The sequence below is a fragment of the Exiguobacterium sp. s57 genome (assembly GCF_018617685.1).
GTDB classification, from domain to species: domain Bacteria; phylum Bacillota; class Bacilli; order Exiguobacteriales; family Exiguobacteriaceae; genus Exiguobacterium; species Exiguobacterium marinum.
In genome coordinates this window covers 34,217-53,499 of record NZ_JACSKR010000008.1, presented here as the reverse complement: position 1 = coordinate 53,499, position 19,283 = coordinate 34,217, and the positions used below count along the sequence as shown (strand labels likewise).

The 19,283-nt window shown below is 47.2% G+C and carries 23 protein-coding genes and 2 other annotated features; all 23 genes read left to right on the top strand.

Going from position 1 to position 19,283, the window contains the following annotated elements; all coding sequences use genetic code 11:
• The first annotated feature begins 206 nt into the window (after nt 1–206).
• The 23 genes from KNO98_RS14205 to KNO98_RS14095 all read left to right on the top strand — a co-directional run bounded on the left by KNO98_RS14205 (nt 207) and on the right by KNO98_RS14095 (nt 19,177).
• Entirely contained in the window at nt 207–683 is a 477-nt protein-coding gene (locus tag KNO98_RS14205; RefSeq protein WP_026824805.1) for a CtsR family transcriptional regulator, read from the top strand.
• Between the two features lie 5 nt (nt 684–688).
• Nucleotides 689–1,123 carry a UvrB/UvrC motif-containing protein gene (locus KNO98_RS14200; protein ID WP_026824806.1) on the top strand — a complete coding sequence of 145 codons (435 nt, stop codon included), beginning with the start codon at nt 689–691 and terminating at the stop codon, nt 1,121–1,123.
• Nucleotides 1,123–2,166 carry a protein arginine kinase gene (locus KNO98_RS14195; protein ID WP_026824807.1) on the top strand — a complete coding sequence of 348 codons (1,044 nt, stop codon included), beginning with the start codon at nt 1,123–1,125 and terminating at the stop codon, nt 2,164–2,166. The genes KNO98_RS14200 and KNO98_RS14195 overlap by 1 nt, the downstream gene beginning before the upstream one ends.
• A 24-nt stretch (nt 2,167–2,190) precedes the next feature.
• Entirely contained in the window at nt 2,191–4,626 is a 2,436-nt protein-coding gene (locus KNO98_RS14190) for an ATP-dependent Clp protease ATP-binding subunit (RefSeq protein WP_026824808.1), read from the top strand.
• 57 nt (nt 4,627–4,683) lie between these two features.
• A complete protein-coding gene (radA, locus tag KNO98_RS14185; RefSeq protein WP_026824809.1) occupies nt 4,684–6,060 on the top strand; it encodes a DNA repair protein RadA in 1,377 nt (458 codons plus the stop codon).
• Nucleotides 6,061–6,173: 113 nt separating this feature from the next.
• Complete coding sequence (locus KNO98_RS14180) at nt 6,174–7,238, top strand: PIN/TRAM domain-containing protein (protein WP_012727703.1); 1,065 nt, start codon at nt 6,174–6,176, stop codon at nt 7,236–7,238.
• A 55-nt stretch (nt 7,239–7,293) separates the two neighbouring features.
• Nucleotides 7,294–7,974, top strand: a complete 681-nt coding sequence (ispD, locus tag KNO98_RS14175) for a 2-C-methyl-D-erythritol 4-phosphate cytidylyltransferase (protein WP_026824810.1) — start codon at nt 7,294–7,296, stop codon at nt 7,972–7,974.
• Nucleotides 7,971–8,444, top strand: a complete 474-nt coding sequence (ispF, locus tag KNO98_RS14170) for a 2-C-methyl-D-erythritol 2,4-cyclodiphosphate synthase (protein ID WP_026824811.1) — start codon at nt 7,971–7,973, stop codon at nt 8,442–8,444. The genes ispD and ispF overlap by 4 nt, the downstream gene beginning before the upstream one ends.
• A gap of 45 nt (nt 8,445–8,489) precedes the next feature.
• On the top strand, nt 8,490–9,947 hold the full coding sequence (gltX, locus tag KNO98_RS14165) for a glutamate--tRNA ligase (protein WP_200868291.1): 1,458 nt from the start codon (nt 8,490–8,492) through the stop codon (nt 9,945–9,947).
• Nucleotides 9,947–10,153: a binding site (T-box leader), on the top strand. Its footprint overlaps the gene before it by 1 nt.
• A 51-nt stretch (nt 10,154–10,204) precedes the next feature.
• Complete coding sequence (gene cysE / locus KNO98_RS14160; protein WP_026824813.1) at nt 10,205–10,894, top strand: serine O-acetyltransferase; 690 nt, start codon at nt 10,205–10,207, stop codon at nt 10,892–10,894.
• Nucleotides 10,863–12,260 (top strand): cysteine--tRNA ligase, encoded by a 1,398-nt coding sequence (cysS, locus tag KNO98_RS14155; protein ID WP_214701473.1) that lies wholly within the window; start codon nt 10,863–10,865, stop codon nt 12,258–12,260. The genes cysE and cysS overlap by 32 nt, the downstream gene beginning before the upstream one ends.
• Nucleotides 12,257–12,661, top strand: a complete 405-nt coding sequence (locus tag KNO98_RS14150; RefSeq protein ID WP_026824815.1) for a Mini-ribonuclease 3 — start codon at nt 12,257–12,259, stop codon at nt 12,659–12,661. The genes cysS and KNO98_RS14150 overlap by 4 nt, the downstream gene beginning before the upstream one ends.
• Before the next feature lie 109 nt (nt 12,662–12,770).
• Entirely contained in the window at nt 12,771–13,520 is a 750-nt protein-coding gene (gene rlmB / locus KNO98_RS14145) for a 23S rRNA (guanosine(2251)-2'-O)-methyltransferase RlmB (RefSeq protein WP_026824816.1), read from the top strand.
• The gene (locus tag KNO98_RS14140) at nt 13,517–14,056 is read left to right on the top strand and encodes an NYN domain-containing protein (RefSeq protein ID WP_214701472.1); all 540 of its coding nucleotides are present in this window, start codon (nt 13,517–13,519) and stop codon (nt 14,054–14,056) included. The genes rlmB and KNO98_RS14140 overlap by 4 nt, the downstream gene beginning before the upstream one ends.
• Nucleotides 14,057–14,265: 209 nt before the next feature.
• Complete coding sequence (gene sigH, locus KNO98_RS14135) at nt 14,266–14,907, top strand: RNA polymerase sporulation sigma factor SigH (RefSeq protein ID WP_026824818.1); 642 nt, start codon at nt 14,266–14,268, stop codon at nt 14,905–14,907.
• A gap of 129 nt (nt 14,908–15,036) precedes the next feature.
• Complete coding sequence (gene rpmG / locus KNO98_RS14130; protein ID WP_026824819.1) at nt 15,037–15,183, top strand: 50S ribosomal protein L33; 147 nt, start codon at nt 15,037–15,039, stop codon at nt 15,181–15,183.
• Nucleotides 15,184–15,217: 34 nt separating this feature from the next.
• Nucleotides 15,218–15,388, top strand: a complete 171-nt coding sequence (secE, locus tag KNO98_RS14125; RefSeq protein ID WP_012727692.1) for a preprotein translocase subunit SecE — start codon at nt 15,218–15,220, stop codon at nt 15,386–15,388.
• A gap of 16 nt (nt 15,389–15,404) precedes the next feature.
• On the top strand, nt 15,405–15,956 hold the full coding sequence (gene nusG / locus KNO98_RS14120) for a transcription termination/antitermination protein NusG (RefSeq protein WP_026824820.1): 552 nt from the start codon (nt 15,405–15,407) through the stop codon (nt 15,954–15,956).
• A gap of 147 nt (nt 15,957–16,103) precedes the next feature.
• On the top strand, nt 16,104–16,529 hold the full coding sequence (rplK, locus tag KNO98_RS14115) for a 50S ribosomal protein L11 (RefSeq protein ID WP_012727690.1): 426 nt from the start codon (nt 16,104–16,106) through the stop codon (nt 16,527–16,529).
• 94 nt (nt 16,530–16,623) lie between these two features.
• Nucleotides 16,624–17,310, top strand: a complete 687-nt coding sequence (gene rplA, locus KNO98_RS14110; RefSeq protein ID WP_214701470.1) for a 50S ribosomal protein L1 — start codon at nt 16,624–16,626, stop codon at nt 17,308–17,310.
• A gap of 59 nt (nt 17,311–17,369) precedes the next feature.
• Nucleotides 17,370–17,523, top strand: a sequence feature (ribosomal protein L10 leader region).
• A 44-nt stretch (nt 17,524–17,567) separates the two neighbouring features.
• Nucleotides 17,568–18,074 (top strand): 50S ribosomal protein L10, encoded by a 507-nt coding sequence (gene rplJ / locus KNO98_RS14105; protein ID WP_026824822.1) that lies wholly within the window; start codon nt 17,568–17,570, stop codon nt 18,072–18,074.
• 58 nt (nt 18,075–18,132) lie between these two features.
• Nucleotides 18,133–18,501, top strand: a complete 369-nt coding sequence (rplL, locus tag KNO98_RS14100) for a 50S ribosomal protein L7/L12 (RefSeq protein ID WP_026824823.1) — start codon at nt 18,133–18,135, stop codon at nt 18,499–18,501.
• A gap of 79 nt (nt 18,502–18,580) precedes the next feature.
• Nucleotides 18,581–19,177 (top strand): class I SAM-dependent methyltransferase, encoded by a 597-nt coding sequence (locus KNO98_RS14095; RefSeq protein WP_026824824.1) that lies wholly within the window; start codon nt 18,581–18,583, stop codon nt 19,175–19,177.
• Nucleotides 19,178–19,283: the final 106 nt, after the last annotated feature.

The following is a 19,283-nucleotide window of genomic DNA, read 5'->3' as shown; positions in this document are numbered from 1 at the left end:
TCAGCGCCGAAAGTAGTTGGGGGATCTCCCCCTGTGAGGATAGGACGTTGCCAGGCAACAACGCAGAGGACGACCGAGCATAACGCTCGATCGTCCTTTTGTATATTAGCGATGTTCTCTATGGAGAACATCGCTTTTCATTTGCCTTTTTTTAAATCAATGATAAAATATAGTCAAAAGTCAAAGATGGTCAGAGGGTGGTGGAGATGAGAAATATTTCGGATGTCATTGAACAGTATTTGAAGCAAGTGTTGAAAGAAAGTCAGGCGAATGCGATTGAAATTAAACGTCAAGATATCGCGCAACGATTCGAATGTGTCCCATCCCAAATCAATTATGTCATCAACACACGTTTTACCGTCGAAAAAGGATATTTAGTAGAAAGTAAACGTGGCGGTGGCGGATATATTCGCATTCGACGCGTCACTTTGCATGAAAAGCAAGATCTCCTCTCTAGTTTGATGGATGTCATTCTTGAGCATCCACGTCTGAATGAACAGCTCGTCGAAAATGTTCTTGTTCGATTAGTGGAAGAACAAATGTTGCACGAGCAAGAAGCTCAGTTGATTTATCATCTCTTATCAGATGAAGCGTTAAACTTACAGGTTGACGATCGCTTCTTTATCCGACGTCAACAGTTACTGGCACTAATGAAAGTACTTCGTTACCGTAATGGAGGATAAGTCGTATGTTATGCGAACGTTGTAAACAGCGACCGGCTGTCAATGAAGTCGTTGTCATGGAACAAGATGTACCTGTGAAAAGACACTTATGTCGACAATGTACGGTAGAACTCATGACGGGTTATGTCCCGGTCGTGAAGCGTTGTCCGACTTGTCAGATGACCCGCCAAGACTTATTGCGTGTAAGAAAAGCAGGGTGCGCTACGTGTTATACCGTATTCCGGGATGAACTGATAAAAATCACCCGTCAATATCAACAAGGACACGATCGTCATATCGGTTCGATTCCTGACCATCTACGAACACCGTATGAACGGATTGAGGAGCGGCTTGAAAAGTTAGCAGGGGAGTTGACCCGTGCTGTCGAACAAGAAGATTATGAACGGGCAGCACGTATTCAAAAAGAAATGAAGCAATTAGAAGGGCAGGGAGATGGCTAATGGAACCTTTCCTAACACATCCACTCGGTCCAAAAATGAAAGAACGTGCCAAACTTGATGATTTGGTCGTCTCCACAAGAATCCGACTGGCACGTAACGTCAAAGACACCGTGTTTTCACCGGCCCTTTCTAAAGAAGGAGAACGTCAACTTTGCGATCGTTTAGAGGGACGTCTACGCGGGTTGAAGGGATTTGAATATCTTCATATGCGTGATTATGATGAAGTGACACGACAAGCGTTAATGGAGAAACATTTGATTAGCCCGGCTGTTGCTACTAATGAAGAAAGTGCGGTCTTCTTAAGTGAAGATGAAACCATCAGTGTACTAATCAACGAGGAAGACCATCTGCGAATTCAAACGTTGCTTCCCGGCTATCAAGTGAAAGCGGCGTTCGAATTAGCGAAACAAGCAGACGCATTATGCGCGGAGTCACTTTCTTATGCTTTTGATGAACAGTTAGGCTATTTGACGACATGTCCAAGCAATATCGGAACAGGACTCCGAGCTTCGGTCATGTTACACTTACCGGGACTCACGCTAACGGGTCGGATTGGTCCGATTTTACGGGAACTTCGAAAACTCGGTTATACGATTCGCGGTCGTTATGGTGAAGGAAGCGATGCAGCCGGACGCTTGTTCCAGCTGTCGAATCAACGGACACTAGGTAGTCATGAATCACAACTGTTGGCTGACTTTATGGAAGTGACAGAACAAGTGATTCAGGCAGAACGCCATGCGCGTGAAGAACTCATTGCGAATCGACAGGAAGAGTTAGAAGATCGATTTTATCGGTCATATGGTATATTACGATATGCTAAATTACTCTCTTCCACTGAAGCAGTTGAACGACTATCTGATTTACATTTAGCAAGTGACCTTGGAATTTTGTCTGATTGGAGCCCGCCGAAGTTTCACGAGTTGATTGTTCGGTTACAATCAGGTTTTCTACAAAAACATTTCGGGAAAACATTATCTACGCAAGAGCGGGATCGAGAACGAGCGACACTCGTTCGTCGAACGTTAGATCAAGGCTTAGTTTGATCCAACTATAAGGAGGTTTTGTCAATGATGTTTGGACGATTTACAGAGCGAGCACAGCGCGTATTAGCTTTAGCACAAGAGGAAGCCGTACGTCTTGGCCATCATAATATTGGTACAGAACATATTTTATTAGGATTGGTTCGGGAAGGAGAAGGGATTGCGGCGAAAGCACTCTTCGCACTAGGACTGACATCTGAAAAGATTCAACAAGAAGTCGAGTCATTGATTGGACGTGGTTCTGAGAACGGATCGACGATTCACTACACACCACGTGCGAAAAAAGTCATTGAACTCTCGATGGATGAAGCAAGAAAATTAGGACATTCATACGTCGGAACGGAACACATCCTTCTCGGATTGATTCGTGAGGGGGAAGGTGTCGCAGCGCGCGTCCTCAATAACCTAGGAATCAGTTTGACGAAAGCACGTCAACAAGTACTGCAGCTCCTCGGGAATACTGAGTCTTCTTCAAATGCTTCGCAACCAGGCGCAAGCGCTGCAACACCAACGCTTGATGGGTTGGCACGCGACTTGACGCAACAAGCCAGAGAATCACGTTTAGATCCGGTGATTGGACGCGCAGGTGAGATTCAACGTGTTATCGAAGTCTTGTCTCGTCGGACAAAGAACAACCCGGTTCTTATTGGTGAGCCGGGTGTCGGGAAGACCGCGGTAGTCGAAGGCCTTGCTCAACAAATCATCAACAACGAAGTCCCTGAGACACTTCGTAACAAACGAGTCATGGTACTCGACATGGGTACGCTCGTGGCCGGTACAAAATATCGTGGTGAGTTCGAAGATCGTTTGAAAAAGGTCATGGATGAGATTCGCCAGGCTGGAAACGTCATTCTCTTCATCGATGAATTGCATACATTGATTGGTGCAGGAGGCGCTGAAGGCGCGATTGATGCGTCGAACATCCTCAAACCGTCACTGGCCCGTGGTGAACTTCAATGTATCGGGGCGACAACACTCGACGAGTACCGGAAGTATATCGAGAAAGATGCAGCACTTGAACGACGTTTCCAACCAATTCAAGTGAACGAGCCGACGGCAGAAGAGGCTGAGCAAATCCTTCTCGGTTTACGCGACCGCTATGAGGCACACCACCGTGTAACGATTACAGACACAGCCATTCATGAGGCGGTCGTCCTTTCTGACCGTTATATTTCGGATCGCTTCTTACCGGACAAGGCGATTGACCTCGTCGATGAAGCCGCATCAAAAGTACGACTTCGTTCTTTCACAGCGCCGCCGAACTTGAAAGAGTTGGAATCGCGCCTCGAGTCGATTCGTAAAGAAAAAGACTCTGCTGTTCAAAGCCAAGAGTTTGAAAAAGCAGCGTCCCTTCGCGATACGGAGCAAAAATTACGTGATGAATTAGAAGAATTGAAAGCAGAGTGGCAGAATAAGCAAGGGAACGAAAAACTTGAAGTGACGAAAGAAGATATCGCTCAAGTTGTCGCAAACTGGACAGGAGTACCGGTCACAAAGATTGCCGAAGAAGAGACGGACCGTCTCCTCAAACTCGAATCGATTCTTCACAATCGTGTCATCGGTCAAGACGATGCAGTGAAATCGATTTCTCGTGCTATCCGTCGTGCCCGTGCCGGATTGAAAGATCCGAAACGTCCAATCGGTTCGTTCATCTTCCTCGGACCGACCGGAGTCGGGAAAACCGAGCTCGCCCGCGCAGTTGCCGAAGCGATGTTTGGCGATGAAGATGCGATTATTCGAATCGATATGTCAGAGTACATGGAGAAACATGCGACAAGTCGTCTCGTCGGTTCGCCTCCGGGCTATGTTGGTTACGAAGAAGGTGGTCAATTAACCGAGAAAGTACGCCGGAAACCATATTCGGTCATTCTTCTTGACGAGATTGAGAAAGCACACCCTGAAGTATTTAACATCTTACTTCAAGTGCTAGACGACGGTCGCTTGACGGACTCAAAAGGTCGCACGGTCGACTTCCGAAATACCGTCATCATCATGACGTCAAACGTCGGGGCAGCAGCGCTTCAACGAAATAAATATGTCGGATTCACAGTCGAAGATGATGTGAAACGTGAGTATACGGAAATGAAAGACAAAGTGCTCGAGGAATTGAAAAAAGCGTTCCGACCTGAGTTCTTGAACCGAATTGACGAAATCACAGTCTTCCATTCACTTCAAAAAGAGCACATCCAAGAAATCATCAAACTTATGGCTGAGACACTTAAGAAACGTCTCGCCGAACAGGGTGTTGATTTCAGCATGACAGATGCGGCGCTCGAGAAGATTGCCGAAGTCGGCTACGATCCGGAATACGGGGCCCGTCCCCTCCGTCGTGCTCTTCAGCGAGAAGTGGAAGACCGTCTCTCAGAAGCAATGCTCGGTGGTACGATTACCAAAGGTAGTAAAGTTGCGCTCGACGTACAAGATGGAGAGTTTGTCGTTCGTAACGAAGGTGTCGTTCAGTAAATCATTCAGCTCCCTCACTGTTCATGAGGGAGCCTTTTTTAGACAGGAAGGAAGCTTATGGCCAAAATTAAAACGAAATACGTCTGCCAATCGTGTGGATATGAATCAGCGAAGTGGATGGGGCGCTGTCCAGGTTGTAATGAATGGAATACGCTTGTGGAAGAATTTGTGGAAGAAAAGAAAGCCAAACGCGGTGCAGCATTTGTCCATAGTTCGTCTCGACAATTGAAACCGGAACGTCTATCAAACGTCGTCTCACAAGAAGAGACGCGTGTGCACACGAATAGTCGTGAATTTGACCGTGTGCTCGGTGGAGGAATCGTCCCGGGTTCCCTTGTCTTAGTCGGGGGTGACCCAGGAATCGGAAAGTCGACGATTTTGCTACAAGTCAGTGCCCATTTAGCCCATAGCGGCAAAAAAGTGTTATATATTTCGGGTGAAGAGTCGCTCAAACAAACGAAACTGCGCGCGGAACGACTCGGCTTACCGACCGAAGACTTGTTCGTGCTCGCGGAGACAGACATGCTGATGATTGAACGGGTCATCGATGAAGAACAGCCGGGGTTTGTCATCATCGACTCGATTCAGACGGTGTATATGGATGAGATTCAATCTGCTCCGGGCAGTGTGTCACAAGTACGAGAATGTACGGCGGCGCTCATGAAGATTGCGAAAACGCGAGGGATTGCTGTCTTCATTGTCGGACACGTGACGAAACAAGGGTCGATTGCAGGACCGCGCTTACTCGAACACATGGTAGATGCGGTGCTTTACTTTGAAGGCGAACGTCATCATACATTCCGTATTTTGCGGGCGGTGAAGAATCGGTTTGGTTCAACGAATGAAATTGGGATTTTCGAGATGAAAGAGAGTGGGTTAGAAGAAGTCCTCAACCCGTCCGAAATCTTTTTAGAAGAGCGAACCGCAGGGGTATCCGGCTCTACGGTCGTTGCTTCGATGGAAGGGACACGGACGGTGCTCGTCGAACTGCAGGCACTTATCTCCCCTACCTCATTCGGGAACCCGAGACGAATGGCGACGGGAATCGATCAAAATCGGGTCGCGCTTCTCATGGCCGTGCTCGAGAAACGATCCGGTCTTCTGCTTCAAACACAGGATGCTTATTTGAAAGCGGCCGGTGGTGTCAAATTGGATGAACCGGCGATTGACCTTGCGATTTGTATTTCAATCGCCTCTAGTTTTCGCGATCGCCCGACTCGGCCGACGGATGTCTGCATCGGAGAAGTCGGATTGACGGGAGAAGTGCGGCGCGTATCACGAATAGAACAACGTGTTGCCGAGGCGGCAAAGTTAGGGTTTACAAGGGCCATCATCCCGAAAAATAATATGGGTGGATGGACCGCTCCGGCAGGGATTGAGGTGGTCGGTGTCGGAACAGTGGATGAAGCACTCCAGTTGGCGATTCCATTTTGATGGGTCGCCACTGGCAGTTTGTAACGCTTTGTAACGAACGTGATTAAAAAATCGTGTTACAATGAAAGTGTTATTTTTTGAAATTTTATTTCATATAAAAGGAGGTGGAATGAGTGAAGATTGCTGTACGAATCGGATTTATTTTGATTGGACTCGTCGTGGGTTGGTTCGGAATCATCGAAGCGACGCTTTTATTAGCAGACCTTGGCATGAATGTGCCGGAGTGGTTAACGATTCCATACGTAGCAAGTTTGATTGGTGGACTTATCTTCTTCATTCTTAGTTTATTCTTAACAGATGGTGTTGTTGCATTTATTCGTTTTGTCGAAGAACGGCTCGTCCGTTTACCGGTGGGAGATATCTTATTCGGTTCGATCGGTCTTATCATCGGGCTCTTGATCGCCTTTTTGATCAGTGTATCGCTTGAAGTCACGAATATTTTCTTACTGAGTAAAATCGTCCCGATTTTTGTCACGGCACTGTTTGGTTACTTTGGTTTCGCGGTCGGCTATCGGAAGCGTAACGAATGGATTAAACTATTTGTGAAGAGCGAACGGGAGAAGCCGGCGGCTGAACCGGTTCAACGTTCTAACGATAAAATCTTGGATACGAGCGTCATCATCGACGGTCGGATCGCGGATATTGCGACGACTGGATTCGTGGAAGGGACATTGATTGTTCCGCAATTTGTGATCGGAGAGCTCCAATACATCGCCGACTCTTCGGATACATTAAAACGAAATCGTGGTCGTCGGGGTCTCGACATTTTAAAAGAACTGCAGGAGAACAAGCGCATCCAAGTTGAAATTTATGATGGCGACTTTGAAGATGTACCGGAAGTCGATATCAAATTAATCAAATTGGCTGAACTTAAAAATGGTATTGTTGTCACGAATGACTATAACTTAAACAAAGTGTGTGAAGTACGGAATGTCCCGGTATTGAATATCAATGACTTAGCGAATGCCGTCAAACAAATCGTCATTCCTGGCGAAGAGATGGTCGTGACAGTCATTAAAGAAGGAAAAGAGCAAAATCAAGGCGTCGCCTATCTTGAAGATGGGACGATGGTTGTCGTGGAAGGTGGACGGAAGTTGATTTCGAAGACGCTTCCTGTCGTCGTGACGAGTGTCTTACAGACGTCTGCAGGTCGAATGATTTTTGCACGTCCGGAATAATGAACAAAAAAGAGACGCGGGAGCGCTCTCTTTTTTCACGAAGAGAGGTGTTTACATGGTAGCTTATACAGTCGTCATCCCGGCTGCGGGAAGAGGGAAGCGGATGGGAGCAGATGCGAACAAACTCATGTTGTCGTTACGAGGCAAGCCGATTATCGCATGGACGTTACAAGTGTTCGATACCGATCCATGGTGTGAACATATCGTTTTAGCGATTCGTCCAGAGGAACGTGACTGGTTTGAAGCGATGATGGCACATATCGATACGCCGATTACATATGTAATTGGCGGAGAAGAACGACAACAGAGTGTCTACGCAGGACTGCTTGTTGTTGAAACGGACACGATTGTGATGATTCATGATGGCGCTCGTCCGTTTGTGAAACGCGAACAGCTACATCAAGTGGCGGAAGCTGCGTTACAAGGTGGAGCTATTTTAGCGGTACCGGTCAAGGATACGGTCAAACAAGTGGAGCGTCACCAAATCGAACAAACCGTGCCCCGTGAAAACTTGTGGTTGGCACAAACACCGCAAGCTTTTCAGGCCAAGGCGATTTTATCAGCGCATGAAAAAGCAGTAGAACGACAGGTGCTAGGAACGGATGATGCCAGTTTATTCGAATGGCTCGGTGAAACGGTGCAAGTGGTCCCTGGAGATTACCATAATATTAAGATGACGACACCAGAGGATTTACTGTTTGGCGATGCGATTTTAGCGAAGGGGGATTTACAATGAGAATTGGTCAAGGGTTTGATGTACATGCATTTGCGGAAGGACGTCCGTTAATATTAGGTGGAATCGACATCCCACATGAGCGTGGACTTCTCGGTCATTCTGATGCGGATGTGTTGCTCCATACGATTGCCGATGCGGCGCTCGGAGCGATTGCGGCAGGCGATATCGGGAAGCATTTTCCTGATACAGATTCCGAATTCAAAGATGCGGATTCGAAAGTGTTACTTCGCCACGTATGGCAACTTGTGAAAGACGAGGGGTATGTCCTCGGAAATGTGGATGCGACGGTCATGGCACAACGTCCGAAATTGCGCCCCTACATTGATGAGATGCGCGCGGTCATCGCAGATCTTCTTGAAGCGGATATTGAACAGGTAAACGTGAAAGCGACGACGACGGAGAAGCTCGGCTTCACTGGACGAGAAGAAGGAATCGCAGCACAGGCGGTCATCTTACTCAACCGAGCTTGACAGAAATGGTATACTATTTGGGCAGAAGAGAAGAAAGGTGGAACTATTATGAGTGAAGTGCGTGTACGCTATGCGCCTAGTCCGACGGGGCATCTCCATATCGGAAATGCGCGGACTGCGTTGTTTAACTACTTATTTGCTCGCCATGCAGGCGGGAAGTTGATTCTTCGAATTGAAGATACTGACCAAAAACGGAACGTGTTGAACGGTGTCGAAAGTCAAATGAAGTACTTAGAATGGCTTGGCATCGACTGGGATGAGGGTCCAGGCCGTGACGGCGACTACGGTCCATATTACCAAATGGAGCGTCTTGCGATTTATGAGAAATATGTCAATGAGTTGATGAGCAAAGGTCTTGCTTATAAATGTTACATGACATCTGAAGAGCTCGAAGCGGAGCGTGAAGCTCAAATCGCTCGTGGAGAGGCACCGCGTTACTCGGGTGCGCACCGTAACCTCACTGCCGAAGAACGTGAAGCATTTGAAGCGGAAGGCCGCAAGCCATCGATTCGTATTCGGGTGCCAGAAGGCGTGACGTATAAGTGGACGGATGTCGTTAAAGGAGACGTCTCCTTTGAATCGAAAGACTTTGGAGATTGGGTCATCGTGAAACAAGATGGGATTCCAACATACAACTTCGCTGTTGTCGTAGATGATCATTTGATGAACATCAGTCACGTATTGCGTGGGGATGACCACATCGCAAACACACCAAAACAGATGATGGTATATGATGCGCTCGGTTGGGAGTATCCGGAGTTTGGTCACATGACCCTCATCTATAACGACCAACACAAGAAGTTGTCAAAACGTGACGAATCGATTATCCAGTTCATCGAACAGTATGCCGATCTCGGTTACTTGCCTGAGGCGCTCTTCAACTTCATTTCTCTTCTTGGCTGGTCACCAGTCGGGGAAGAAGAAATCTTCTCAAAAGAAGAGTTCATTCAAATGTTTGATGCGAACCGATTGTCGAAGAGTCCGGCTGTGTTTGACCAACAAAAACTTTCTTGGATCAACAGTGTATACATGAAGAAGGCCACGCTTGACGAAGTGGTGGCACTCAGTTTACCATTCTTACAAGAAGCAGGACGATTACCCGAGGCGGTATCTGTCGAGGAAGCGGATTGGGCGACAAACTTGATCGCATTGTATAAAGAACAAATGACGCACGGGGCAGAGATTGTCGCGTTGACAGACTTGTTCTTCAAAGATGAAATCGAGTATGACGAGGAAGCGAATGTTGTCCTTTCAGGTGAAACGGTACCTGCTGTTCTTGCAGAGTTCAAACAGCAACTCGAAGGAATCGAAGACTTCACACCGGAAGCGATTAAAGCGGCGACGAAAGCGACTCAAAAAGCTACCGGTCAAAAAGGAAAGAACTTGTTCATGCCGATCCGTGTCGCCACGACAGGACAAACACATGGGCCAGAACTCCCGAACGCCATTTCATTAATTGGAAAAGAGCGTGTATTGAAGCGTCTGACAACTTTATTAGCGTAATAAAGGCATCGATGAGGAAAGTAAGCGGTACGACACGTTGCAGAGACTAGGACCTAGGCTGGGAGTTCTAGATGTGTCCACCGAAGAAGTGCACCTCGGAGCCGTCTCGGCGATATGTAGTCGAGGCCGTGACTCGGCGTTAACGGGATTTGAGAGGGGAACACTTTTCCCAAACAGAGTGGAACCGCGCTTACGGCGTCTCTGTGCCTTGGCACAGGGGCGTCTTTGTTTTTGTATAAGAAAAGGAGATATCGATTATGGGATTTTGGAGCAGTGTACGCGAAGACTTGCGGACTGTCCTGGAACTAGACCCTGCCGCTCGATCAAAAGTGGAGGTCGCAATGACGTATCCAGGATTGCACGCTATTTGGGCACATCGCATCGCACACGGATTATGGAAACGAAACGTGAAGCTAGTGGCTAAGTTATTAGCCCAGTTCAGTCGCTGGGTGACCGGGATTGAAATTCATCCTGGCGCAGTTGTCGGTAACCGGGTATTTATCGATCACGGTTTCGGCGTCGTCATCGGAGAGACAGCCATTATCGGAAATGACGTGACGATTTATCAAGGCGTCACACTCGGTGGAACCGGGAAAGAAAAAGGGAAGCGACACCCGACGATTGGAAGTGACGTCCTCATTTCAGCCGGGGCAAAAGTGCTTGGAAACATCACGATTGGCGATTGCGTCAAAATCGGGGCAAGTTCCGTCGTCTTGAATGATGTACCGTCTGATTCGACTGTGGTCGGGATTCCGGGTCGGGTCGTTATTCGAAACGGCAAACGTGTGAAACAACACGACTTAGATCACCGCCTGCCTGATCCGGACCGCGAATGCCAAGAACGTCTTGAAAATGCTGTGGCAGAACTTCAACATAAATTAGAGACGCTTGAAAAGCGAATGGAGGAGAAGACACATGATTCAGCTGTACAACAGTCTCACGAATAAAAAAGAACCGTTTGTCCCGATTGTCCCGGGTAAAGTATCGATGTATGTTTGTGGACCAACCGTCTATAACTATATCCATGTCGGCAATGCCCGTCCGGCGATTGCCTTCGATACAGTTCGTCGCTATTTGACGTATCGTGGGTATGAGGTGAAATACGTCTTGAACTTCACGGACGTGGACGACAAAATCATTCGTACCGCCAACGAATTAGGTGAAGACACCGAAACGTTGACGAATCGTTACATTGACGCATATTTAGCGGATACGGGTGCTCTTAACGTGCAACCTGCGGACGTGCATCCACGTGTTACCGATACAATGGAAGAGATTATCGAGTTCATTCGTCAGTTAGAGACGGAAGGGTTCGCTTATGAATCCGAAGGCGATGTCTATTTCCGGACGAAGAAGTTTGAAACATACGGGAAACTAAGTCAGCAATCGATTGAAGATTTGCGGGCAGGCTCACGCGTCGATGTCGGGGAAAAGAAAGAAGACCCGCTCGACTTTGTCTTGTGGAAAGCGGCTAAGCCGGATGAACCATCATGGAATAGTCCATGGGGCAAAGGTCGTCCGGGCTGGCATATCGAATGCTCGGCGATGGCGAAAAAACATCTCGGGGCAACGATCGACATTCACGCGGGTGGGCATGATTTAAAATTCCCACACCACGAGAACGAGATTGCCCAATCGGAAGCGTGCAACCATGCGAAGTTCGCCAACTATTGGTTGCATAACGGGTTCATCAATATTGAAAACGAGAAGATGTCTAAGTCACTCGGAAACTTCCTCCTCGTCCATGAAGCACTGAAGGAAGTCGATCCGATGGTACTACGTTTCTTCATGTTGTCTGTTCATTACCGTCATCCCATCAACTATAGCCGTGAATTGATCGAACAAGCGGCGAACGGGTGGGACCGAATTAAAGAAGCGTATCAAAATATTGAATACCGCTTATCGGTAACAGCCGGACTCGGGGAACCGAGCGAGTCGATGGAACGGAAACTTGAATCGATCAAGACGGCTTTCATTGAGTCGATGGATGATGACATCAATACAGCAAACGCTGTGACGGTCTTATTTGACTTAGCACGAGAAGCAAACATTTATGCGAAAGCGGACCATGTGGCAAAAGCGACACTCGAGCAGGTTCTTTCACTATTCGATGAATTGACGGGTGTGCTCGGTTTGACGTTGGCAGAAGAAAAAGAACTACTGGATGCCGAGATTGACCGATTGATTCAAGAACGAAATGATGCACGTGCGGCACGTAATTTTGCCCGAGCCGACGAGATTCGTGATTTACTAAAAGAACAAAACATCCAACTCGAAGACACGGCCCAAGGGGTTCGGTGGAAGCGGTTATGATGCAACCGAAACAAATGAATGCCCTCGCCCTAGCCTACATGGGGGACGTGGTATATGAATTGGCCGTACGGAAACGGTTGCTCGAGAAAGGATTGACGCGCCCGAACGATTTACACCGGGGCGCGGTCCGCTACGTCAATGCACGGGCACAGGCGAGCGTCGTGACCCATTGGCTAGAAATGGACTTATTGACGGAAGAAGAGCAAGCCATCGTCAGACGTGGTAAGAATGCGAAGTCAGGATCAATCCCGAAGCGGGTTGATGTTCACACTTATCGTTACTCCACAGCGTTCGAGGCGTTGATTGGATATATCTATTTGACAGAAAGAAGGGATCGTCTTGAAGAACTCATCAAACAAGCGTTCGAACGACTCGAAGCCGAATCGTTCGAATCGACATGACGGAAAGCGGGGAGCGGAGAAACGAACATTTGACCGCCCTCGTGGTGAACGACCAGAACGTGCACGTCGCCAGAAAGCCGAGCGTCCGGATTATAAAGAAGTGGACGTGATGGAGGAAGGGATTGACTTCCTTTATGGCCGAAATCCCGTACTCGAAGCACTTCGAAGCGGCCGTGACATGAACAAAGTGTTTATTATGGAAGGGCAACAAAAAGGCCCGCTCGCCCAAATCATTGCGATGGCGAATGAAGCATCAGTTCAAGTTTCTTTCGTACCCAAAACGAAACTCGAGAAGATGGCAGGCAGTGAGCATCACCAAGGTGTCGTTGCAGCCGTAGCGGCTTATGAATACAAAACGATTGAGGATATGTTTGCACTCGCTGCTTCAAAAGAGGAAACACCGCTCATCATCCTGTTGGATGAGCTAGAGGACCCGCATAATCTAGGTTCGATTTTACGGACGGCAGATGCAATCGGGGCACACGGAATCATTATTCCAAAACGCCGTTCGGTTGGTTTGACCCAAACGGTCGCCAAAGCGTCGACTGGGGCGATTGAGTATATTCCAGTTGCGCGCGTGACGAATTTGACGCGAACGCTTGAAGAATTGAAGGAAAAAGGACTATGGGTCGTCGGGACCGATGCGAAAGAGAGTCAGGACTATCGTCGATTAGATGGAAATATGCCGCTTGTCGTGGTCATCGGAAGTGAAGGCAAGGGGATGAGCCGACTCGTGCGTGAATCGTGTGACTTCCTCGTCCATTTACCGATGGTCGGTCATGTCACGTCACTCAACGCATCTGTTGCAGCAGCGCTCCTTCTGTACGAAGTGCATCGCTCACGCCACCCGTTAGCATGAGTATTCTAAAACGCGAGCTCCTTCTTGTAGATGGATATAACATTATCGGAGCGTGGCCACATTTAAGAAGTTTGCGCGATGTAGATTTTGATCAGGCGCGCAACCTCTTGATTGAAGCGATGGCAGAATATCAAGCTGTATCCGGCAAAGAGGTCACAATCGTGTTTGATGCTCATATGCGGTATGGTCGTGAAGCAAAAGAGAAGCGCAGTCGTGTCGATGTCATTTATACGAAAGAAAATGAGACAGCTGACGAATGGATTGAGCGACGAGCGCATGAATTGGTCGATGACCGACTCGTGACATTATTCGTTGCGACAAACGATTTCACCGAGCAATGGGTTATTTTTGGTCAAGGTGCATTACGCGTTCCTGCGACCGAGCTGTTAAAAGATTGGATGCATGCGAAAACACTGATTGAGCAACAACGGATGTCGTTAGAAAAGGAACAATCCAATCGAAAGACAATCGATATTCCTCCGCACATTCAAGCGCGCTTTGAAGAAATGCGACGACGTAAATCAAAAGGTGACTGAAATCACGGGCGAGTTCATGGAATGGACTCGTCTTTGTTTCGATTTTGACATTTTTTTGCAAAGGAATGTTGTATACTATTACATATATGAGTTACACATTATTCAATTGACGGAATTTTTAGAAATTTGTTTGACGCATAGGAGTAGGGAGTCCTATAATGGGACAAAACCTTACATAGTTCAGGATCAATCGCCGGGGGGGAACGAGCATGAACGGATGGCCGTACGAACAGTTTGAAAAAATGTCAGACGAAGAGTTGGTCTTATTGGCGCGAAACGAAGGGGATAGCGATGCGCTTGAGTTTTTGATTGAACGATACCGGTATTTTGTGCGGGCGAAGGCGCGCTCATACTTTTTGATTGGGGCAGATCATGAGGACATCGTCCAAGAAGGCATGATCGGTCTTTACAAAGGGGTGCGTGACTACAAAGACGAACGGCTCGCGTCATTCAAAAGCTTTGCTGAAATGTGCATCACACGTCAGATGATTACTGCAATCAAGACGGCGACACGTCAAAAGCACATTCCGCTCAATTCATACGTTTCGCTCGATAAACCGATTTTTGATGAAGAATCCGATCGAACATTGCTTGATGTTATCTTGCCTCCACATCCTACCGACCCTCAGGAATTGATTGTGACACAGGAAGAGCAAACGTTCATGGAAGAGAAGATGGAAGAAATTTTAAGTGACTTGGAGCGGAAAGTATTGCGTCTTTATTTAGACGGACGTTCTTATCAAGAGATTTCAGACGACTTGGATCGTCATGTCAAATCAATTGATAATGCGTTACAGCGTGTGAAGAAGAAATTTGAACGCCATGTCGATGTTCGGACGCTTACAAGCTAACCGATTATTGACCGCGTGCCTCCTATGTGATACTTTAAAAGTAGCGCCTTGTCCGTAGACGCCATTTACAGGAGGCGTTTTTTTTTTCGCTCTTTTTTAAGAGAGAGTAGTCGAAAGGGGCGCTTATGAATGGCAAAGAAAGTAAGTCTCGCTTGTTCAGAATGCGGGTCTCGAGAGTATTCGACGACAAAGAAAGATGGTGTGTCGACACGACTTGAAATGAAAAAGTTTTGTCGCCGCTGTAATGCGCATACGATGCATCGGGAATCAAAGTAACGTAGATTGGCATTCAATGTAGGAGGAAGCTACCATGAACTTTTTGCGCGACGTATGGAAAGAGTTGAAGAAAACGAGTTGGCCTACTCGTAAAGAACTCACGAAATATACCATTACCGTCATCGCGACCGTTGTCGTGATTGGCCTGTTCGTGTTCGGCGTAGATACTGGAGTCAGCTATCTCGTCAATTTATTGATTAACTAAGGAAGAGGTGAAAGCCGTGGAGAAACAATGGTTTGTTGTCCAGACGTACTCAGGTTTTGAGAATAACGTCAAAGAAAACCTAGAACGTCGAATCGGTTCGATGAACATGGAAGATAAAATTTTCCGCGTCCTCGTCCCGACTGAAACGACACAAGAAGAAGTCACATTAAAGAGTGGCGAGAAGAAAATCAAAGAGCGTGAAGTCAAAAACTTCCCGGGCTATGTGTTCGTAGAGATGGTCATGACTGACGATTCATGGTATGTTGTCCGCAACACGCCTAACGTCACCGGCTTCCTCGGTTCAACCGGCGGTGGGGCCAAGCCGATCCCGCTTCAACCGGATGAAGTGACAAATGTCTTGTCGCAAATGGGACTCATCGAGAAGAAAGATCGTTACAATTACGAACTCGGTGACCTTGTCCGTGTGAAAGAAGGCGCGTTCGAGAACTTTGAAGGTACGATTGACGAAATCGAAGCTGACAAAGAGAAGCTCAAAGTCGTGGTCGATATGTTCGGTCGCGAAACAAAAATTGAGCTTGATTTCGAACAAGTTCAGAAAATTAACTAAACCCACTTGCTAATCCGTAAAACGGATGGTACAATCGGAAATGTTTGATGTTGTGCTTTATTTCGGTACAAACTCGACCTAATAGATTGAGTGGGAGGGCGCACAACGTCCAAGAAACCACATTTTAGACTTAAGGAGGTGTGTCTCGTGGCGAAAAAAGTTTCTAAACTCGTTAAACTTCAAATCCCAGCTGGTAAAGCTAACCCAGCTCCACCGGTAGGTCCAGCACTTGGACAAGCAGGTGTTAACATCATGGGATTCTGTAAAGAGTTCAACGCTCGTACACAAGACCAAGCCGGATTGATTATTCCTGTAGTCATCACGGTATACGAAGATCGTTCGTTTACATTCATTACGAAAACTCCACCAGCTGCAGTTCTCTTGAAGAAAGCTGCTGGTATCGAGAGTGGTTCTGGTGAACCAAACCGTAAGAAAGTAGCAACGGTTAAGCGTGACAAAGTTCGCGAAATCGCTGAACTTAAAATGCCTGACCTTAACGCATCATCTGTAGAAACAGCGATGCTTATGGTTGAAGGTACTGCACGTAGTATGGGTATTGTAATCGAAGACTAATTGATAGTCTCTGGGGTTGTCGGTGAATACTGCTCACCTTCAATCCCTTCATTATGTGGGAGGAAATTCCGCTAACCACAAGGAGGAAAAGATCATGGGTAAAAAACACCAAGAAGCAGCTAAGCTTGTTGACCGCACGAAGTCATACGACCTCGCCGAAGCTGTCGAGCTCGTTCAAAAAACAGCTACTGCTAAATTCGATGAAACAATCGAAGTTGCTGTCCGTCTCGGCGTAGATCCGAAGAAAGCAGACCAACAAATCCGTGGTGCCGTTGTACTTCCACACGGTACTGGTAAAACACAAAAAGTTCTCGTCTTCGCTAAAGGTGAGAAAGTGAAAGAAGCGGAAGCTGCTGGAGCAGACTACGTTGGTGACGCTGAGTACATCAACAAAATCCAACAAGGATGGTTCGACTTCGATGTCATCGTTGCGACACCTGACATGATGGGTGAAGTTGGTAAACTCGGTCGTGTTCTCGGACCTAAAGGCCTCATGCCTAACCCGAAAACAGGAACAGTTACTTTCGATGTAGAAAAAGCAATCGCGGACATCAAAGCTGGTAAAGTTGAATACCGTGTTGATAAAGCTGGTAACATCCACGTTCCAGTTGGTAAGAAATCATTTGAAGCATCTAAACTCTCTGAGAACATCGAGACAATTCTCGAAACACTCATGAAAGTGAAGCCTGCTACTGCAAAAGGAACTTACCTTAAAAACATCGCGCTTTCATCTACAATGGGTCCTGGGATCCGTGTAGCGACTGCGGATTTCCTTAAGTAATTTTGTTGAAATAAATTGTTGACAACGTGTGACACCGCTGATAAAGTAATACACGTTCAACCGAATATGTTGGATTACCGTAGACAGAAGGTGGACATCGGTCCGTAAACCCTTCCGAGGTGTCTTTGCTCGAACTTGAGCCTGTTGTCACAGGTTTACTTTCAAACAATTACGCCCTCGTATGTCTTCATACGAGGGATTTCTTTTGGAGAGCAGCCTCTCGTCCGGTATAAGAATTGACTAGGAGGTGCAAACACATGGCAAACGAAAAAATCGTAGCTCAGAAATCGGCACTCGTCGATGAAATCGCTGAAAAAATGCAAGCGAGCGTGGGAACAGTTGTTGTTGACTACCGCGGACTTACAGTTGAAGAAGTGACTACACTCCGTAAATCACTCCGTGACGCTGGAATTGAGTTCAAAGTTTACAAGAACGGTCTTCTTCGCCGCGCAGCTATTCAGTCGAACTTCGAAGGTCTTGACGAAGTCTTCACTGGTCCTACAGCAATCGCCTTCTCAAACGAAGACGTTATTGCTCCAGCGAAGATCTTGAATGACTTCTCGAAAGATCACAAAGCGCTCGAACTTAAAGGCGGAATCATCGAAGGCAAAGTGACTTCACTCGAAGAAATCAAAGCCCTTGCAGAACTTCCATCACGCGATGGTCTTCTCTCGATGCTTCTCAGCGTACTTCAAGCTCCAATCCGTGGGCTCGCAGTCGCAACAAATGCAATCGCAGAACAAAAAGAAGAGCAATCAGCTTAATTTTTGTCGCGTAGCGTAACTTAAAAACTTTTTACAACATCAAAGGAGGAAAACCATAATGGCTTTCAACAAAGAGCAATTCATCGAAGACCTCAAATCAATGACGGTTCTCGAACTTAACGAACTCGTAAAAACAATCGAAGAAGAATTCGGCGTATCAGCAGCAGCTCCAGTAGCAGTTGCAGGTGCTGGCGCAGGCGCAGCAGCTGAAGAGCAAACTGAATTCGACGTAATCCTCACAAACGCTGGCGCTGGTAAAATCAACGTCATCAAAGCTGTTCGTGAAATCACAGGCCTCGGTCTTAAAGAAGCAAAAGGACTCGTTGACGGAACTCCGGCTCCAGTCAAAGAAGGCGTTTCTAAAGAAGACGCTGATTCAATCAAAGCTAAGCTTGAAGAAGCTGGCGCATCTGTTGAAGTTAAGTAATTCAACTTCACAACCTATAGAAGCTCGCCATGGCGAGCTTCTTTTATTTCCTTGAAGAATGGGTTAGGAGGTTCGACGCATGGGAGATCATTACTATACGAACGATCCACGTTCGGAAAGTGCCCCGGAGACATGGACGTATGAGTTACGAGGGAAACAGTATCATTTCACTTCGGACCGCGGTGTGTTCTCGAAAGGATCGGTCGATTTTGGGTCACGTCTTTTAATTGAATCGTTTGAAGTACCTGAGGTGTCAGGACGCATTTTAGACGTAGGCTGCGGCTATGGTCCGATGGGGATCTCGCTTGCCGATGCCTCTGGGCGTGAAGCATTGCTCATTGATGTAAATGAGCGTGCGCTGGCGCTCTCTGAGCAAAACGCCGCCCGTAATGGAGTGACGGTCGAAACACGGCTTTCTCACGCGTATGACGCGGTGGGGGGAGAACGGTTTGCCGCCATTGTCACCAATCCGCCGATTCGTGCGGGAAAACAAGTCGTCCATACGATCTTGCGTGAAGCACATGCGCATTTGGTCGATGGAGGAGCAATTTATGTCGTCATTCAAAAGAAACAAGGAGCGCCTTCTGCTAAAAAGTTATTAGAAGAGGTGTTTAGTCAAGTCGAAACGGTCGCGAAAGAGAAGGGTTACTTTATTTTCCGAGCAATTCGGTCTTGACAAACGGTGAAGTCTTGTTGACTCGCTATAACGTATATGCTAACATTATAAAATGCCATTGGAATGGAATTCGCTTGAAACTGCCGTGTCTGCTGCTTTTTAGAGA

Bases quoted from the DNA above. Each gene is read 5' to 3' on its own strand.
- KNO98_RS14205 (WP_026824805.1), top strand. From the start codon at position 207: ATGAGAAATATTTCGGATGTCATTGAACAGTATTTGAAGCAAGTGTTG.
- KNO98_RS14200 (WP_026824806.1), top strand. From the start codon at position 689: ATGTTATGCGAACGTTGTAAACAGCGACCGGCTGTCAATGAAGTCGTT.
- KNO98_RS14195 (WP_026824807.1), top strand. From the start codon at position 1,123: ATGGAACCTTTCCTAACACATCCACTCGGTCCAAAAATGAAAGAACGT.
- KNO98_RS14190 (WP_026824808.1), top strand. From the start codon at position 2,191: ATGATGTTTGGACGATTTACAGAGCGAGCACAGCGCGTATTAGCTTTA.
- radA (WP_026824809.1), top strand. From the start codon at position 4,684: ATGGCCAAAATTAAAACGAAATACGTCTGCCAATCGTGTGGATATGAA.
- ispD (WP_026824810.1), top strand. From the start codon at position 7,294: ATGGTAGCTTATACAGTCGTCATCCCGGCTGCGGGAAGAGGGAAGCGG.
- ispF (WP_026824811.1), top strand. From the start codon at position 7,971: ATGAGAATTGGTCAAGGGTTTGATGTACATGCATTTGCGGAAGGACGT.
- cysE (WP_026824813.1), top strand. From the start codon at position 10,205: ATGGGATTTTGGAGCAGTGTACGCGAAGACTTGCGGACTGTCCTGGAA.
- cysS (WP_214701473.1), top strand. From the start codon at position 10,863: ATGATTCAGCTGTACAACAGTCTCACGAATAAAAAAGAACCGTTTGTC.
- KNO98_RS14150 (WP_026824815.1), top strand. From the start codon at position 12,257: ATGATGCAACCGAAACAAATGAATGCCCTCGCCCTAGCCTACATGGGG.
- rlmB (WP_026824816.1), top strand. From the start codon at position 12,771: ATGGAGGAAGGGATTGACTTCCTTTATGGCCGAAATCCCGTACTCGAA.
- KNO98_RS14140 (WP_214701472.1), top strand. From the start codon at position 13,517: ATGAGTATTCTAAAACGCGAGCTCCTTCTTGTAGATGGATATAACATT.
- sigH (WP_026824818.1), top strand. From the start codon at position 14,266: ATGAACGGATGGCCGTACGAACAGTTTGAAAAAATGTCAGACGAAGAG.
- rpmG (WP_026824819.1), top strand. From the start codon at position 15,037: ATGGCAAAGAAAGTAAGTCTCGCTTGTTCAGAATGCGGGTCTCGAGAG.
- secE (WP_012727692.1), top strand. From the start codon at position 15,218: ATGAACTTTTTGCGCGACGTATGGAAAGAGTTGAAGAAAACGAGTTGG.
- rplA (WP_214701470.1), top strand. From the start codon at position 16,624: ATGGGTAAAAAACACCAAGAAGCAGCTAAGCTTGTTGACCGCACGAAG.
- rplJ (WP_026824822.1), top strand. From the start codon at position 17,568: ATGGCAAACGAAAAAATCGTAGCTCAGAAATCGGCACTCGTCGATGAA.
- rplL (WP_026824823.1), top strand. From the start codon at position 18,133: ATGGCTTTCAACAAAGAGCAATTCATCGAAGACCTCAAATCAATGACG.
- KNO98_RS14095 (WP_026824824.1), top strand. From the start codon at position 18,581: ATGGGAGATCATTACTATACGAACGATCCACGTTCGGAAAGTGCCCCG.